Source organism: Xanthomonas sp. WCS2018Noco2-27 (genome assembly GCF_031843525.1).
Taxonomy (GTDB): domain Bacteria; phylum Pseudomonadota; class Gammaproteobacteria; order Xanthomonadales; family Xanthomonadaceae; genus Xanthomonas.
Map to the genome: position 1 here is coordinate 100,181 of NZ_JAVTIK010000007.1, position 17,605 is coordinate 117,785.

13 protein-coding genes and 1 other RNA gene are annotated in these 17,605 nt (G+C 63.4%); 5 read left to right on the top strand and 9 right to left on the bottom strand.

The window, feature by feature from the left end; genetic code table 11:
- Positions 1–160 precede the first annotated feature (160 nt).
- The 8 genes from cydB to RQH86_RS13470 form a co-directional block, all read right to left on the bottom strand.
- Positions 161–1,177 (bottom strand): cytochrome d ubiquinol oxidase subunit II, encoded by a 1,017-nt coding sequence (gene cydB, locus RQH86_RS13435; RefSeq protein ID WP_115513515.1) that lies wholly within the window; start codon positions 1,175–1,177, stop codon positions 161–163.
- On the bottom strand, positions 1,177–2,574 hold the full coding sequence (locus RQH86_RS13440) for a cytochrome ubiquinol oxidase subunit I (RefSeq protein WP_115513516.1): 1,398 nt from the start codon (positions 2,572–2,574) through the stop codon (positions 1,177–1,179). The genes cydB and RQH86_RS13440 overlap by 1 nt, the downstream gene beginning before the upstream one ends.
- Positions 2,575–2,849: 275 nt before the next feature.
- A non-coding RNA gene (locus RQH86_RS13445) (sX9 sRNA) lies at positions 2,850–2,925 on the bottom strand.
- A gap of 151 nt (positions 2,926–3,076) precedes the next feature.
- On the bottom strand, positions 3,077–4,306 hold the full coding sequence (locus tag RQH86_RS13450) for a membrane dipeptidase (RefSeq protein WP_311239988.1): 1,230 nt from the start codon (positions 4,304–4,306) through the stop codon (positions 3,077–3,079).
- A 411-nt stretch (positions 4,307–4,717) separates the two neighbouring features.
- Positions 4,718–6,097, bottom strand: a complete 1,380-nt coding sequence (locus RQH86_RS13455; protein ID WP_115513518.1) for an amino acid permease — start codon at positions 6,095–6,097, stop codon at positions 4,718–4,720.
- A gap of 543 nt (positions 6,098–6,640) precedes the next feature.
- Positions 6,641–7,702 carry a pectate lyase gene (locus RQH86_RS13460; protein WP_115513519.1) on the bottom strand — a complete coding sequence of 354 codons (1,062 nt, stop codon included), beginning with the start codon at positions 7,700–7,702 and terminating at the stop codon, positions 6,641–6,643.
- Positions 7,703–8,605: 903 nt separating this feature from the next.
- Positions 8,606–9,547: a proline iminopeptidase-family hydrolase gene (locus tag RQH86_RS13465; RefSeq protein WP_311239987.1), complete on the bottom strand. Its 942-nt coding sequence runs from the start codon at positions 9,545–9,547 to the stop codon at positions 8,606–8,608.
- A gap of 406 nt (positions 9,548–9,953) precedes the next feature.
- Entirely contained in the window at positions 9,954–10,718 is a 765-nt protein-coding gene (locus RQH86_RS13470; RefSeq protein WP_115528581.1) for a LuxR family transcriptional regulator, read from the bottom strand.
- Between the two features lie 189 nt (positions 10,719–10,907).
- On the opposite strand from RQH86_RS13470, the gene RQH86_RS13475 reads away from it, so the two are divergent.
- Complete coding sequence (locus RQH86_RS13475; RefSeq protein ID WP_311239986.1) at positions 10,908–12,290, top strand: APC family permease; 1,383 nt, start codon at positions 10,908–10,910, stop codon at positions 12,288–12,290.
- A gap of 476 nt (positions 12,291–12,766) precedes the next feature.
- Complete coding sequence (locus RQH86_RS13480; RefSeq protein WP_311239985.1) at positions 12,767–14,164, top strand: trypsin-like peptidase domain-containing protein; 1,398 nt, start codon at positions 12,767–12,769, stop codon at positions 14,162–14,164.
- A 301-nt stretch (positions 14,165–14,465) separates the two neighbouring features.
- On the opposite strand, the gene RQH86_RS13485 is transcribed toward RQH86_RS13480, so the two are convergent.
- A complete protein-coding gene (locus RQH86_RS13485; protein WP_311239984.1) occupies positions 14,466–15,110 on the bottom strand; it encodes a hypothetical protein in 645 nt (214 codons plus the stop codon).
- 487 nt (positions 15,111–15,597) lie between these two features.
- Here RQH86_RS13485 and RQH86_RS13490 point away from each other — a divergent pair, with 487 nt between their 5' ends.
- From RQH86_RS13490 to RQH86_RS13500, 3 genes are all read left to right on the top strand, one after another.
- A complete protein-coding gene (locus RQH86_RS13490) occupies positions 15,598–16,005 on the top strand; it encodes a hypothetical protein (RefSeq protein WP_311239983.1) in 408 nt (135 codons plus the stop codon).
- 66 nt (positions 16,006–16,071) lie between these two features.
- Complete coding sequence (locus tag RQH86_RS13495) at positions 16,072–17,064, top strand: MBL fold metallo-hydrolase (RefSeq protein WP_311239982.1); 993 nt, start codon at positions 16,072–16,074, stop codon at positions 17,062–17,064.
- Between the two features lie 132 nt (positions 17,065–17,196).
- A complete protein-coding gene (locus RQH86_RS13500; RefSeq protein ID WP_311239981.1) occupies positions 17,197–17,568 on the top strand; it encodes a hypothetical protein in 372 nt (123 codons plus the stop codon).
- Positions 17,569–17,605 lie beyond the last annotated feature (37 nt).

The following is a 17,605-nucleotide window of genomic DNA, read 5'->3' on the forward strand; positions in this document are numbered from 1 at the left end:
TGCAGTTGGACGCAGTGGACGTGCGCTCAGGCGCGCGGCGACTGCTGCAGTGAAGGCGAAGGCCGGCGGTGATTGTGCCGGCGCGTTCTCGGTTCTACAGCTCGCTGCACTTGCCGGTGGATTCAATCTGGCACAGCACGCGAAGACCTAACCGCCGCCATCAATGGTGGTAGCCGGTCTCCGCGGTGATCTTGCCGCGGAACACCCGGTACGACCACACCGTGTAGCCCAGGATCAGCGGTAGCAACATCACCAAACCCACTATCGCGAACAGTTGCGAAGACGGCGGCGCGGCGGCCTGCCAGATGGTGTAGACCGGCGGCACCAGATACGGCCACATGCCCAGCACCAGGCCCAGAAACCCGAGCACGAACAAGCCCATTGCCAGCAGGAACGGCGGTGTGTCCGGCCGCCCCGGTTCGGTCGCGCGCCACAGCGCATAGCCCACCACGGCAACCAGCACCGGCACCGGCATCAGCCACAGGTAATGCGCATCGTTGAACCAGCGATCCATCACATGCGATTGCAACGACGGCAGCCACGCACTGACCAAGCCGATGAAGACCAGCACGCTGAGGGTCAATGGCCGGCTCAGCTGACGCGCCAGCGCTTGCACGTGGCCTTCGGTCTTGAGGATCAGCCAGGTGCTGCCAAGCAGCGCATAACCGAATACCAATGCCGCGCCGGTCAACATCGCAAACGGGCTGAACCAGCCCCAGATCCCGCCGACATAGCGGTCGTTCTCGATCGGCAAGCCTTGCACCAGGGCGCCCAGGATCACGCCCTGCGCGAAGGTGGCCAGAATCGAGCCGGCGGCAAACGCATTGCTCCATAGCCGCCGCGAACGCTGCGCCTTGAACCGGAACTCGAACGCCACACCACGGAACACCAACGCCATCACCATCAGCAACACCGGCAGATACAACGACGACAGAATCACCGCGTAGGCCTTCGGAAATGCCGCCAGCAGCCCTGCCCCGCCCAGCACCAGCCAGGTCTCGTTGCCGTCCCAGATCGGCGCGGCGGTGTTCATCATCAGGTCCAGCTGTGCTTCGTCCTTGCGAAACGGCGCCAGGATGCCGATGCCGAGCACGAAGCCGTCCAGCACCACGTACATCAGCACCCCGAAGCCGATCACCGCAAACCATGCCACCGGCAACACTGTTGTCATGTCCATCATGCGGCTCCGTCGATCGATGCATCGGCCGCCGACAACGGCCGTGCGGGGGTGTGTTCGCCATGGTCCAGATGCGGTGCATCGTGCGGGGTCGGCCCGGTCTTGCCGATCTTGACCAGATACCAGATGCCCCAGCCGAACACGAAGGCATAGCCGGCCACGTACACCGCCAACGAGATGGCGGTCATCAGCGCCGACTGCGGTCCCACCGCATCGGCAGTGCGCAGCAGCCCGTAGACCACATACGGCTGCCGGCCCATTTCAGTCACAAACCAGCCGGAGATCAGCGCGATGAAGCCGCTCGGCAGCATCCAGCGCCAGGTCGCCAGCAACCAGCGCCACTGCACCAGCTTGCCGCGCCACAACGCGAATGCCGACACCCAGGCCACCAGCAACATCAACGAGCCGATCCCCACCATGATGCGGAAGGCGAAGAACACCGGCGTCACCGGCGGGCGGTCGTGCGCCGGCACCGAGGTCAGCGGCGCGATGTTGCCGTCCAGGCTGTGGGTCAGGATCAGGCTGCCCAGGCGCGGAATCGCCAGCTCGTAGTCGTTGCGCTCGGCCTGCGCATTCGGCAGTGCGAACACCACCAGCGGGAATCCCTTGCCTGGTTCTTCGGCATGCCAGTGCGCTTCCATCGCCGCGATCTTCATCGGCTGATGCTTGAGCGTATTCAAGCCATGCATGTCGCCGACAAAGATCTGCAGCGGCACGGTGATGGACGCGAACACCACCGCCAGCTTGAGCATGCGCAGGCCGGCCTCGCGGTGCACGCCGCGATGCAGATACCACGCACCCACCGCGCCCACCACAAAACAGGTGGTGATGAACGAGCCCAGCGCCATGTGCGCAAGCCGATACGGAAACGAGGGATTGAAGATGATCTTCAACCAGTCCACCGGATGCACGATGCCATCGATCACCTCGTAGCCGGCCGGCGTCTGCAACCAGCTGTTGGACGAGAGAATCCAGAATGTGGACAACAGCGTGCCCAGCGCCACCATGCAGGTGGCAAAGAAGTGCAGGCGCTCGGAAATGCGTCCCCACCCGAACATCATCACACCCAGAAAACTGGCTTCGAGGAAGAACGCGGTGAGCACTTCGTAGCTCAGCAACGGCCCGATCACCCCGCCCGCAATGCGGCTCAGTTCCGGCCAGTTGGCACCGAACTGGAAGGCCATCACGATGCCGCTGACCACACCCATGCCGAACGACACGGCAAAGATTTTTTGCCAGAAGAAATACAGCTCGCGCCAGACCGGCAGACGGGTGCGCAACCAGCGCCATTCCAGAAACGCCAGCAGGCTGGAAAGCCCGATGGTGAAGGCAGGAAACAAGACGTGGAAGGCGATGACGAATCCGAACTGGATACGCGATAGCAGCAGAGCGTCCACGGAAAGTGCTCCAGGAAAAGGTGGGAAGCGTCGGCGCACACGCTGCAAATCGATCGCCGAGACACACTGCGGTGGTCGATCGCGACGTCTACGCGACACCAACATGGTATGGACGGATGCGCCCGTTCCCGATGCGACATGGCGTCGCATCTGCGGCAGTGTGTCGCAGCTGCCAGGCGAAAACGGCGCACCGGTGCGCATGCGGCAAGGCCCTGATCAGTGCGACCCGCTCAGACGATGCGCGCACGTCGCACCGCTCGCCGTGCACTTACAGCGGCGAACAAAACGTAGCGAGCAGTCGTCAGGTGGGTGTGGACGCCGCGGAGGAACCGGAGTGTACGAGGGATACATGCCGCACCGAGCACCGGCCGCGCCCGCCTGGCGGTGAGCACAGGAGTTTTGTTAGCTGCTCTTAGTCGTCCGCCTCCCTGCCGGCACCGGCACCGCCGAGCCGCTTGACAGCGCATTGGCCTCCCATGCCGCCGCCGCATCACCCAGGCCGCTATGGCCGCACCTGCTCCCAGATGCGCACGAAATTGCCGCTATAGACATCGACGATGCGCTGGATGGGCCAGCCTGCATCGAGCATCGCCTGGGTGAGCCGGGGCAGATCCGCGCCGCTGCGCATGCCGATCGGCAGGCTGGAGATGCCGCCATCGAAATCGCTACCGAAACTCAGATGCTTCCACGGATCTTCGACGATTCCCATGCCAGCGATCAGCCGGGCAAAGGCTTCGTAGTAGCCAATGACGAAGGCCAGATCGGCATCCATATTCGGCGTGTCGTCGGCCAGATACGCATGTTGCAGAAAGTACGGCGCCAGAATGACGCTGATGCAGCCACCGGTTTGCACGATGGCGCGGATCGCCGCATCGTCGAAGCCGCGCTCGATATGATGCGATGGCCGCGTTTCGGTGCCCCTGGTAATGCTGCGCGATGCGGCGTGCGAGGCCATGGCCGGCACGTTGCGCTGCACGCAGATCTCGCACGCGTCGATCACCCCCTGGCTCGAGGTATGCGAAAGATCCACCAGCAGTCCGACCGCGATGCAGCGCTCCACGACCTGCCGACCGAATTCCGACAGACCTGCCCCCTCGATCATGCGCCACGGATTGAGCGCGGCATAGCCGGCCTGCGAGATGTCGGTATGGCTGAAATGGTTGAGTGTCAGGTAGGCGGCCCCTTCCTTGGCAGCGGTGCCCAGACGCTCCAGCCGCAACGCCTGGCTGCGACTGCCGCGTGGACCGAGCATATGCGCCCCCTCCAACGACAGGATCGCGCAACACAGACCTTCGGCCCGAATCGCACGCAGCTCGGCGGCGCTGCGTGCCAACCGTAAGCGTCCCCGGCTCGCTTCCACCATCGCCTCGACATAGCGCCGATGATCCACCCAGTTTTTCCAGGGGTCGAAGAACGGCACGGCAACGAGGTTTTCCCAGAGCGCGTGGGCGCTGAAACAGGCACCGCCGTAACCGCCTGCAAGAAAATCGGGGCCACTCACATGGTGCATCAGCGGTTGATTGCGACCTCTCGGCGAGGTCTTGTTCATCAGCCAGAGGATCAACGAGCGTCGATGCGCCTTCCAGTCGCCTTTCCAGAAATCGTAACCGCCCACCCGCGACAGATACAGCGAATCCAGATGCGTGTCGACCGGATAGGCAAGCGCATGCACGGCCTCCAACGTCTGCGCAACAGTCGGGCCTGCAGACTCCTGGGATGACACGGCACTCATGGATGCTCCGGCAATGCCCCTGAAAAACGCACGACTCGCAGCGCCCTATAAGCGTTGGATCATAAAAGATGGCATCCGGAAAACTCGCTGAAAGCGCTGGATTCGACTGCCTAAAACCTAATGGAACCGTTCCGGCAAGTCCACGGGCGCAGCGCTTTTTTGAGAGCGCATCCACAAGGCGACGTGCGTGCTCATTGGCGGTGATGGGTAGCCGACCCTCTGCCGGCGTCATTTGACCGCAGGATGCGCGCGTGTCATGGCATTGCCGTCGGCAGCCGCAAGTGCGTGCAGCGACGGGATCGAGCCGGCGGCATGACATTGCCGCCGATACCCGCCTGCAGGTCGCTGAACTGCAGGCGCCGACAGTTTGCCGCTGCAAACCGATGCGTCGGCTCTACGCACCCGGCACGATTACGCCGCGGCGCGTACCCGGCGTGCCAGTTCGCTGATCAAGGCGATGCCGGCAGTGAGCCCCACCATCGACAGGAATTGCGCGCGGGTGTCCGCCGAGGACGCCAGCAGCACGAAGATCACCGCCAGGATCGCCAACGCCAGCAGCGTCAGCACCGGATATCCGCGCATACGGAACGGCAAGGCGATACCGGCACGGTCGGCACGCGCACGCAGGATCAACTGCGACAGCAGCGAGATGGTCCACACCAGCAGGCAGGTGGCGCCCACGATATTGAGCAGCATCGGCAGCACCTTGCCCGGATACAGCAATTCCAGCACGGCCGCGGCAAAACCGAACAGCACACTGGCGATCACCGCCACCAGCGGCACCTGCTGGCGGCTGGTGTTGCTCAGCCAACGCGGCGCCTCACCGCGCTGGGCCAGCGAGAAGATCATGCGCGAGGCGCCGTAGAGATTGGCGTTGAGCGCCGACAACAGCGCCACCACCGCCACCAGCGTGATGCCGGTGGCCGCGCCGGGAATCCGCGCCACTTCCAGCACGGCGGCGAACGGCGAACTCAGCGCGGCGCTGGTCCACGGCACCACCGCCACGATGACGCTGATCGAACCGATGTAGAACACCAGGATGCGCCAGGCCACGGTGCGGATGGTGCGCGCCAGGCTGCGCCCGGGGTCGGCGGTTTCGGCTGCCGCCACGGCCACGATCTCGGTGCCGCCGAAGGCGAACACCACCACCAGCAACGCAGTACCCACGCCGGCCAGGCCCTTGGGCGCGAACCCGCCGTGCTGGGTGAAATTGGACAGCCCCGGCGACGCCACGCCCGGCAGCAGGCCGGCCAGCAATGCGCAGCCGAGTAACAGGAAGATCACGATGGCGACCACCTTGAGGATGGCGAACCAGAATTCGAACTCGCCGAAATTGCGCACGCCCAGCAAGTTGATCACGGTGAAGGTGGCCATGAAGATCGACGCCAGCAGCGGCACCGGCAATGCCGGCCACACGGTGGCCAACAGGCTCGCCGCGCCCACCGCCTCGGCGGCGATCACCACCACGATCTGCAGCCACCATAGCCAGCCCACCGTTGCGCCGGCAGTCGCCCCCATCGCATCGGCCGCGTACACCGAGAAGGCGCCGCTGGCCGGCTTGGCCGCGGCCATCTCGCCGAGCGCGTTCATCACGATGATCACCAGCGCGCCAGCAATCAGGTAGGACACCAGCACGGCCGGGCCGGCTGCATGGATGCCCACGCCTGAGCCCAGGAACAACCCGGCGCCGATCGCCGTGCCCAGGCCCATCATCATCAATTGCCGCGGTTTCAAGGCATGGCGCAACGCAGGCGCAGCGGTCTCAGCAACAGGATCGGTCGGAAGCGACATGGACGGAATCGCGAAGGTGGTAACGCGACACGATACCGCGTCGTGGCGCCGGCCGCGCCTCTTGACGAAGACGTCCAGGCCAGGCTGAAGCTGCGGCCGCGCCGTCGACAGCGTGCGCTCGCTCCGAAGCGATTGCCCAAGGCCATGCCGATGCGCGACGCGCGACGCGCTCGCGCGTCATGCTGCAGTGCACACTGACCGCAGGAGCAACGCCGACGGCGGCATTGGCATTGCCAAGGCGAGGCAACGCGCCGGTCGGTCTGAAGACAGGCTGCAACGTGGCGACGTTGCCAAGCGTGCGCGTTGATCGAAGGCGGCCTGGCCACACCGTGATCTCGTGCCGCGATAACTCGTCTGCGGCACCGTCCACACCAACCGTGTGGCGATGCGCGGTCGTCATCGCCCTTCCCTCCTACCAACGGCATGTCGCTGCGGCGCGCGGCCACCTCAGACAGATGCAGAAGGCGTGGCCGGCAACCTCGCGACACATAAAAAAATCCCCGGCATTGCCGGGGATCTGTGGATGCAACGCTGCGCCGACGCTTACTCGGCCAGATTCTTGCCTGCACCTGCGGTGGCGATCACCTTGGCCTTGACCTGCGCGGCCGGCGTGACGGTGTAGATGTAGCCCAGCGATTCCGGGAACACCTTGGAGCTGACCCAGTTGGTGGCATTGGCGTAGGGCTTGCTGCCATCGGGCGTGCCCCAGGTGATGCCGCTGCCGACGTAGTTGTTGATCAGGTCCCAATAGCCGATCTCGCTGCTGTCGCGCGAGGTCACCGGGTTCTTGATGTTCTCGAAGTAGTTGGACTCGATCTTGGCGACGCCGCCCATGCGCACGTTGATGCCCGAGGTGGTGACGTTGTTGAAGTAGTTGTTGTAGATATGGCTCAACCCGCGACGCTGCAACGGCACGCGCGACTCGACGTTTTCGAAGCGGTTGTGGTGATAGGTGGTGCGGGCGGCCGAATTCTTGGTATCGCTGTCGCTGTAGCCGTTGAGCGCGACCTTTTGATAGTTGTAGACGTAGTTGTAGGACACGGTGACGTGGTGCACGCCCTTCTTCATGTCGATGCCGCCATCGAACGAGGCATCGCCGGCGCCGGAGCACTTGGTCAACGAGGCGAACACGGTGTTGTGGTCGACCCAGATCTTGGACGGTTCGCCAGTGGAATTGCCTTCCAGCGAAATCGAATCGGCATCTTCGCCGCCTTGCAGCAGGCCGATGGTCATGTTCTGGATGATCACGTTATGCGCGTTGCCGACCACGCGCACACCGAAGTTTGCCGCCGAACCGTTGGCGCCCTTGATGGTGACATCGCTCTTGTTCTTGATCTGCACGGTCTTGGCCGGCAGCTTCCACTGCGCGCACACATCCTTGATGGTGCCGAAGTCGAACTTGCCGGTGTAGTTGAGCACCAGACCACCACTGCCGGAATAACCGTCGATGGCCGCCTGCATCGCTTCGAAGGTGGCCACGTTGACCGGTGTCTTGTTGCCGCCGCCGGTGGTGGCAGCGCCGTAGCCAACCGGGCCGGCGATGGCGCTTGCGGCACACGTGGACAGTGCAAGCGCGAGTGCGCCCTGGAGCATCTTGCTAATCATGCAGCCTCTCCCAAAGAAGTCGATAGGCGATGCGCGACGTCTGCGCGATGGCAACGACGTCGGCAAAGCAGTGCGTGGGGGCCGCATTCTTCGCGCGATTTAGAACATAAAACAATTATCCATCTTTGAAACTTTGACGCACCACGGTGTTCTCTTTGCAGGACATACAAAAGAGACAGCAAGAGACAGGCAGGACAGGACACTGCTGTGTATGCAACTTCACGCGCGATTGGCGGCTAGATGCAGGTATTTGCGATGCGTACGATGCGCGCAGAGGCAGCTACATCGGCGCTGATTACTGCATGCTTGCGCTGAGACAGCGTGTCGCTTCGATCCGTTGTTGCAATGCAGCGCCACGCAACGCAGCACAACCTGCACATCGACGATGTGCGTGCGCTATAGACAATCAAGCGTATGCAACACTGCCGCGTGGCCTCTACGTTGCAGCGATGACATGGCGCACCAGTCCCGCAGGCACGGCACGCTGCGGCGAGTGTTGATGACATGCCGGCGCAAGCCGCGCAGTGTCAGATCAGCCGATGCTCCTGGCGATGACAGGCTGATGCAGCCACAGTGTTAAATGCAGTACGCACGACCGACCGCGCGTGGATTGCGAGCGCTATGACGCCGCAGTGGGCGCGGAAGCCCACTTGCCGCGCAATTGCGCGGCAGGCAACGCAGTGAACGATCAGGGAGACCGCATATCACCGACGCACGCAGTCGATGTCTCGTCGAGCGGTGGCGCAATGTTTTCACGCACAGCCCGCATGCCTGATGCAGGGCACCACTGCGACACGGTCGCGCGACAATGCTCGACTTTGCACGATAGTCGACGCGCGAGGGCGCCAGTGCTACGCCGCGACGCAACAGGCAGACAAGCTGCCCACCAGGAGCACCGCGCCTTTACACAGCGCGAGCGATCGATCCCGACACATGCGCAAGCTCGCCGCCCGGCCACGGCGTGTGGTCATCGAGAAAGTCGCCGACCAGACGCATGCAGGCAGCGCGTTCTTCCACGTGCGGCATGTGGCTGGAGTTGGCGAACACATGCCAGCGTGCATCCGGAATCAGACGCGCGTAAGGCTCGACGGTTTCCGGTGTGGCCTCGTCGTACTTGCCGGACAGTACCAGCGTGGGCGCCATGATGCGGTGCAGACGCTCGATGATGCTCCAGTTGCGCAGACTGCCCACCACGTGGAATTCGGTTGGGCCATTCATGGCGTGATACACGGTCGGGTCGGCATCGATGGCGGCGAAAGTGCGTGCCACCTCGTCCGGCCACGGAACCATGCGGCACACATGCTGCGCGTAGAACACCTGGCTGGCCGCCCGATATTCCGGGTGATCCAGCGTGCCGGCAGCTTCGTGTTCGTCCAGCGCGGCCTGTACCTGCTCGGGCAGGCCGGCGCGCAGACGCAGCGCTGCCGCGCGCCACAAGCCCATCGACGCTGGCGAATTGGCGATCACCAACGCACGCAACCCGCTGGGCCGGCGCACCGCGTGTTCGGCGGCCAACATCCCACCCCACGACTGCCCCAGCAGGGCGTACTGCGAGAGGCCCAAGTGGTCGATCAGCGTCTGCAACTCGTCCAGAAACAGGCCAACCGTCCAGAACGCGGAATCCGCGTTGGGCAGATGGGTGGAGCGGCCATTACCGAGCTGGTCGTAATGAATCACCGCACGGCCGCTGCCGGCCAGGTCCTTGAAGCTGTCGACATAGTCGTGCGTGCAACCGGGCCCACCATGCACCACCACCAGCGGGCAGGCATCGCTGCGCAGGTCGCCGCTGATGCGGTACCAGGTGCGATAGCCGCGGAATTGGACATACCCCTCGGTGGACTGCATGACCTGCGCCTGCTCGGCTAATGATGAGCGCCGAGCCTAGCGGGCAGCTGCGTCTGCGTTAACTGGCAAATCTCACAGGTTTGCAGCGGTTTCGAGGCCATCGCGTTGGTGGACTGCGCGTTAGACAGGCTGCGGATCAACGCCTATGAAGTACCGACGATTGTGCAGACCAATCGCAAATTCGATGTTCAAGGTCGACGACTATCGACCACACCGCTGCAACTGCTGCGATGCATAGCGTGACCAGGTCTTCAGCATCACGCACTGCAGCGCAGACGCGCGCCTTGCTATCACGCCAATCGTCGCACCCAGCCTGCGCAACGCGGCGCCGGTCATTGAGAACGTCGATCGCCGCGCATCGATGCGTGGCGTGCAATCAATGCCACAAGCAGCCACCGCAACGTACTTAAGGCTCCAACAATCGGTAGTGCATCCCGCGTACCACCGCCTCGACACGATTGCGTGCGCCCAGTTTGCGCGCGGCCGAATTCAGATGCAGGTTGACCGTGGCAGTGGAACGATTGAGCGCGGCCGCAATGCTTTTGGCGGTCAGCCCCTTGGCCGAATACTGCAGGCATTCGCGCTCGCGCCGGGTCAGCGCGATGTGGTGGCAACGACGCTCCTGCGGGTCCAACAGCTCCTGCGCACGTGCCTGAAACGCATGCGCAAGCAGCAAGAACGGAGCAAGCTGCGCTTCGGCAAGGCGCGGCGCTTCGGCGGCACTCGCGTCGACCGCGCCACTGAACGTGGCAAACGCGCCGCCGGGCAGATGCAACGGCACAGTGACACCGGTAGCCATGCCGCTGTCGCACAGATAGCGCGTCACTTGGCGGTGCTGCGCGCCGACGTATTCCACTCCGGGCCGGTCGCCATCGGTGCGGTAAGACCACACGAACGGCGTGGTACGTCGCGTGGCACGCTGCTGAACGGGGTCATGTTGGTAGTAACCGTGCTCGCACCAGACATGCTGCATATCGCCTGGCGCATTGCGCTGCATGAACACGGTCGGGGTGATCAGCGCACCTTCCATACTCAGCGGCACCGGCGCGTAGTCGTATACCAGCGACTGAAAGCCCAACGCGCACACGTCGCCAAATACCCGATCCAGACAGGCATTGAGCGTACGCAGTGCCTGCAGATCGCGGCCCAGGCTGGCCAGAGTGTCGAACATGGGGGTCCTTCGGAGCCGTTGACGCCATTGCTGGATGACATCCAGCACGGAAAACCTAGCACTTTTACCAATGGATGGGCTTGCCGGCCACATTATCGTCACAATGCCGGTCACACAGCTGCAGTGCAGCATCGGCGTCCCGGACCGCGCGCCTGCGCTGAACCTGCCTTCCTTACAGCGGATATCTGCATGACCGATACACCACGCCGCGACGATGCGGCAGAGCTGGAACGTTTTGGCTACACGCAGGAGCTCAAGCGCCAGCTCACGCTGAAGGATCTGCTGATCTACGGCCTGGTATTCATGGTGCCGACCGCGCCGTTCTCGATCTTCGGCGGGGTGTTCGACATAAGTGCGGGGATGGTGCCGCTGGTGTATCTGGTCGGCTTCGTGGCGATGCTGTTCACCGCCTTGAGCTATCAGCAGATGTCGCAGGCATTTCCGGTGGCCGGCTCGGTGTACGCGTACGTTGGCCGGGGATTGAGCAGCGGTATGGGCTTCCTCGCTGGTTGGGCGATCCTGCTCGACTATCTGCTGGTGCCCACCCTGCTCTACGTGGTTGGTGCCAATGCCATGCATAACGTGTTGCCGGGGGTACCGCAGCCGGCGTGGATCGCGTTCTTCGTGGTGCTCAATACCGTGGTCAATCTGCGGGGCATCGAAACGACGGCGCGCGCGAATCGATTTTTTCTGTTCGCGCAGTTGGTGGTGCTGGCGGTGTTCGTGGTGCTGGCGACGCTGGCGATCCAGCGCGGCGTCAACGGCGCGCAGTGGACGCTGCGCCCGTTCTACAACCCGCAGGCGTTTTCGCCGCAGCTGATCTTCAGTGCGCTGTCGGTGGCGGTGGTGTCGTTTCTGGGTTTCGATGCGATCTCCACGTTGTCGGAAGAAACGCGTGGCGGTAACCGCGTGGTAGGCCGCGCCACCTTGCTGGCCTTGGTGCTGGTGGCGGGCCTGTTTGTGCTGCAGACCTGGCTGGCCGCGTTGCTGCAACCGACGCTGCAGCGTTACCCAAGCGCGCAGGCATCCAACGATGCGTTCTTCGAGATCGGCCGGCTGATTGCCGGGCCGTGGTTGCAGATCGTCATCGCGTTGACGGTAGCCATCAGTGCGGCAATCGCTAATTCATTGGTGGCGCAAGCGGCAACCTCGCGGCTGTTGTTCGCCATGGCGCGCGACCGCCAGTTGCCGGCGTTTCTGCGCTACATCCATCCACACACGGGCGTGCCGCAGCGCGCCATCCTGCTGGTGGCGGCGTTGAGCATGGTGCTGGGCGAGGTATTCGTCGGCCAAATTGCGCTGCTGTCGTCGCTGTGCAACGTCGGCGCGCTGACCGCATTCGTACTGCTGCATCTCGCCGTGCTCTGGCGCTTCCGCAACCAGGGCCGGATCGTGTTGCATGGCGTAGTGCCGCTGATCGGCATCGTGATCCTGGCCTATGTATTGATCAACGCCGACCGGTATGCGCAGCTCGGCGGTAGCGCATGGATGGTGGTGGGGTTGTGCGTGTTGGCGTTCTTGAAAGTCAGTGGTCGCTCGACCGAGTTCCGCGCCAGCGACGCAGTGCAATAGCGCTTCGCGCACCGCGTTGAGCGTATGCAGTGTCTGTCTGCCACTGTGGACTGTGGACTGTGGACTGCGGACTGCGGACTGCATGCACGCTGCAGTACGCGCGTCTGCTTTGGCCATCACCCGCCCGCTCGAACGCGACATACCGCGATGCATTAGCCGCACGCGCATCTTTCGTCGACCTGCTGAGTCGCGCAGCCAGTCTCCCTAACGTGCTGTTCCAACAGTGCCGTGCACGCACGCGTGCACGTGCGCTTAAGTACACGCACGCGCGAGGTTCCCATGTCCATCGCACATACGACTTAACGCGTCGATGTGTGCAAAAGCGATTGTATTTTTCTTGATCGCCCGTCTCTGAACGAGATTTTCAGCACATATTCAGCTGTAAACATTCGCTAGTCTCGTTCGGCGCCAACGATGGCGCCGAAGGGTGTGGCCCCCGCCGCAGCCTGCCGTTCCCTGACGAGAAAGGACTACCCATGAATCGCAAGAATGCGTTGTACCTCGCGCTGCTCTCTGCTGTGTCCGGCGTTGCGCTGGCTGCGCCGCCCACCGAGATGGATGCCGCACCGGTGAGTAGCGCGCCGCAGGCGACCAAGCTCGGCGCGGCGACGTTGCAGTCGGCCAGCCTGCGCGGCGGCATCATGCCCACGCGCGTGGCGCAACTGGCTGCACCGAGCAGCAAGGAACTCGGCGCCGTGCGTGAGCGCCGTATTGCGCAGGTCAAGCATGGGCAGCCGCTGCAGATCGGCTTTACGCGCGCGGTGGCGCAGCCGTTGGTCAACCTGGCCAAGCTCGATTGGCAGATGGCCGGCGACGGTTCGCGCGTTGCGACCTTGAAGCTGGGCTCCGCGCAGGCAGCATCGTTGCGTGCGGCGTTGCTGCTGCGTGGTGCCGGCGCAAAACCGGGCGACCCGTCCAAGGTGACACTGCGCTTTGCAGGCGACGACGGCCGCGTGTTCGAACAATCCGGTGCCAGCTTCGTCGGCACCGGCGATGCCATCGGCTGGTCGCCGACGGTGAGCGGCGAAAACCTGCTGGTCGAGCTATCGCTGCCGGCAGGCCTGTACCCGGAGAACTTCAGCCTCAGCATTCCGCAGCTGTCGCATCTGGATATCAGCCCCACCGCCAGCCCGCGCGACATGATGACCATTGCCATCGGCGAGAGCGATTCCTGCCAGAACGACATCGTGTGCCGCGCCAATCCCACCGCCGGCTTTACCAGCGCCGCGAAGGCGGTGGCGCGCATGTTGTACACCACCAGCCAGGGCTCGTTCCTGTGCACTGGCACCCTGCTCAACAACACCAACACGCCCAAGCGCAATCTGTTCTGGACTGCGGCGCACTGCATCAGCACGCAGACGGTGGCCAACAGCCTGCAGACATACTGGTTCTACGATGCGGCCAGCTGCAATGGCAACACCGCCAGTTCGCAGGCGACCACGCTCACCGGCGGCGCGTTCCTGCGCCATGCCAACACCACGCGCGACACCGCGCTGCTGGAACTGAAGACCGCACCACCGAGCGGCGCGTTCTATGCCGCATGGAACAGCGCGGCGATCGGTGCCACCAGCACGTCGATCGTGGGCATCCATCACCCCGCGGGTGACGTCAAGAAATACTCGCTGGGTGCGGTCAATGGGCTCAACACCTCCATCGACGGCAAGACGCCGCTGTACCGCGTGGTCTGGAACGACGGCGTGACCGAAGGCGGCTCGTCCGGCTCGGGGCTGTTCACCATTGCCAGTGGCGGTGCGTATCAGCTGCGCGGCGGCCTGTATGGCGGGTATTCGTACTGCACCGCGCAGACCGATCCGGATTACTACTCGCGCTTCTCCGACGTGTATTCGTCGATCTCCACGTTCTTCGGGCAGTAATCGCACAAGCGTTGTCGAGCAATGCGTGGCAGGCGGTAGATCGCCTGCCACGCGTTTGCATGCCACGTGCTGGGCCGTGCCGATCTAGAGCTACTTACAGAACTACTGCGCAACCGTCAGGCGGGCGTGGACGGTGCCCAACATTCTCATGGACCACTACTCCTAGACTCCGTTCCCTGTGCGTCGTCCACACGCGCCGGACGACTGATCGCCACGTTATTGTTAGCCGCTCTTAGAAGCAGAGCGATGCTCCGCACAGCCATCTGCATGATCGATGTATGCGGAGTCTTGCCTGGCGCAGTTATGGCAACGCGGTAATGCGCTCCCGCGATGGGTCGTTCCACAACTGTCTCTTGCTGGCATCGTTCAACAGCGTGGTCGCGGTGCTGTTGCCGGTGCGATGCGTGTACAGAATCCAGTTCGGCAGGCCCGGGAACGCGGGGTTCGCTTCGATCGCGCGAGCACCCTGAAAACGCCTCAACCGGTACACCCAGAACGTATGCCAGCGATGGTCGCGGGTCGCAGCCGGGTTGGCGGTGATCACCGACAGCTGCAGCAACGCGCAACCGCGACGGCGTGGCACGCGCCGGTAATCGTCGGCGGTGGGTTCATGCGTGGGCACACGCAGCGCGCGGTAGCGATCGCCCTGCGACAACACCACGGTGCGCCACGCATTGCCGCCGGCCAGACCAACGCCGCCACTGCCCAGGGTCACCACATAATCCGGACGACGGTCGCCATTGAGATCCACGCGCTCCACGTCATGAAAACCAAGCAGCCCACCGCCCAATTCGACCGGTGGCAGCAGCACGCGTCCGGCTGCGTCGCGTACCTGCAACATCGGCGCAGCGCCGCGATTGTCCATGGCGAGCACAGTGTTTGCATCGCGAAAATGGGTCACGCCCTCCCACTGCACGCTGCCTTCTACTGCGGGTAGTGAGTCCACTTTGCACTCGGAGCCAACGGGCGGCCGCGACCAGGGAGGGTACTGCGGATGCCAGGCCTGCGCCTGCGACGACAACAGCAACGTCAGCACTGCGAGCTGGCATGCGTAGCGACGGCGCTCGCGCCGTCTCGTGTTGTTGCGCACATCCATGGCTGCGACGCTCTTGGTTCGATGGTGCCGCACTATGCGGACTCGCCTGCATGGCGGCAAGCGTGTGCGGCGCTGCCAAGGCAGTGCGGGTGCCAGGCAGGATTGTGCTGCGTCGCAGGACGTTGGGCCGACCTGCTTCGGAGACCGACTGGCCTCGCGGAGACGCCACCAAGCGCAATCCCCGGCAATCCATGTGGTTGCATGCTGTGGTGCCTGCGCAGCCATCGCTACGGCGATGCGACGCACGCTCCTGCCACGCCAAGCGCATCGCATGTTCAAGCGAGCAAAGCGCATGGTAATCCTGCAGACTGCCAGTACTCCCATCGCCAGGATCGGCATGCCGTTTTCCCATCGCTGTCGCCATGCCGTTACCGCCGCGCTGCTTGCCGCAGTGTCCGCCATCTCCACTGCCGCGATGGCCGCGACGCCGGCCGCCGCGGAAGACGTCAAGGCCTATGCGTTGCAGCTGTGTCTGCAGCAGAACTACGAACGTAGCGGCAGGCTGGAACCCGACCAACTGCGCGACCGCTCGTATCTGCTCACCACCTACGCGCTGGACAATGCCAGGCCTGGCGCCACCGGGCTGTTGCAGACCTTTGTCGCGCAACAGACGGCGGACTATCACCGTGGCGAGGTGCCGATGAAGGACGAAGCACGCCGCGGGCCGTTCACCACCATCTTTGCGCAATGCATGGCGTTCTATCGCTCACCCGCGCTGCGCGACTTTGTGGCGGAACAACGCTGAGCCGTGCCGGCGCGGCGTGTTTCGATCGCTGCCGACATCCTGCCCCCCGATGATCCCGGAACCGCGATGACCAGTTTCACCACTCTCCGCAGCCGCCGCGGTGTGCTCAAGACCGCACTCAGTGCCGGCGCGTTGCTGGCGGCAAGCCAACTCGCTGCCGCTCCCCGCAAAGCGGCTGCAACAAACGGCAGCGCGCCTGCGCCGTTCCCGGCCAAGGGCAGCGTGCTGGTACTCCTCGGCACCAAGGGCGGGCCAACGCCCTCGCCGCTGCGTGCGGCGGCAGCCAATGCGCTGGTGATCGACGGGCAGCCGTACCTGATCGATTGCGGCAACGGTGTTGCCCAACAGCTGGCCAAGGCCGGCATCCGGCTCCCCGCGTTGCGCGATATCTTCCTGACCCATCATCATTCCGATCACAACGCCGACCTGCTCACTGTGGTGTGGCTGGCCTGGGCCAGTGGCTTGCAGAAGCCGGTGCATCTGTATGGGCCACCGGGCATCGGCAAGATGGTGGATGCGTTCGTCGAAATGCATGCCATCGACATCGAAGCGCGCATCCGCGAGGAAGGCCGCCCGCCGTTCAAACCGCTCATCCATGTGCACGAGTTCGACCAGGCCGGCACCGTGTTGCAGAACGATCAGGTCACGGTGACCGCCACGCTGGTGGACCACTACACGCTCAAACCGGCGTTCGCCTACCGCTTCCAGGCCCGCGACCGCACGGTGGTGTTCTCCGGCGATACGCGCTACCTGCCGGCGCTGGCTGCATTTGCCAAGGACACCGACATCCTGGTGCATGAGGTGATGTATCTGCCGGCACTGGAAAAGATGCTCAAGACCAACGACAACGCTCCCACCTTGCTGGACCACCTGCTCAAGAGCCATTCCACCAGCGAAGAGGTGGGACGGATCGCCGCCGCGGCCAATGCCAAGATGCTGGTACTCAATCACTTCGTACCTGGCGGCGACCCCAGCATCACTGAGGCGATGTGGAGCGAGGGCGCGCGCAAGCACTACGCCGGGCCGATCGTGGTCGGCGCCGATTTGATGCGGCTGTAGCCGGCGGAACTACACTATGGATCAACATAATGTTGCGCAGGCTTTAGAATAAATCCAGAATTTGAAAGATCGAAAAAATCAAAATTCATCATTTTAGCTGCCCGTTGCGGGGCATTTCGCAGGCCAAAAATAATGCCGCAAGATATGGAACCACACGTTGATCCAATGCAGGAAAATCGCCGTCTGCGCGCGTCGATGGAGCGCATGCGCTCTAACCAGCGGCTTGCGCGCAGCGGTGTACTGATCGCGATGTTCGCCGCCATGGCGTTTTTCCAAGTCCGAGATCTATTCAAGGACAACGCGTTACTGATGGCTGGCGTACCACTGTCGGCGGCGAGCGCCATCATTATCGTATTGACAGCGCTACCATTTCTGCGCAGCCCCTGCCCAAAATGCAAGCGTTCCTATCATGGTCCGGCAGCATTGCTACGCTCGGCGGAGCAGCCAGCACCTTGCAGGCATTGTGGCTTCCAGATCAATCAACACGTTTCCCGTTACTCCTGAAGCGCAGTGCACCTAATCGCCTTCATGTCGTGATCTT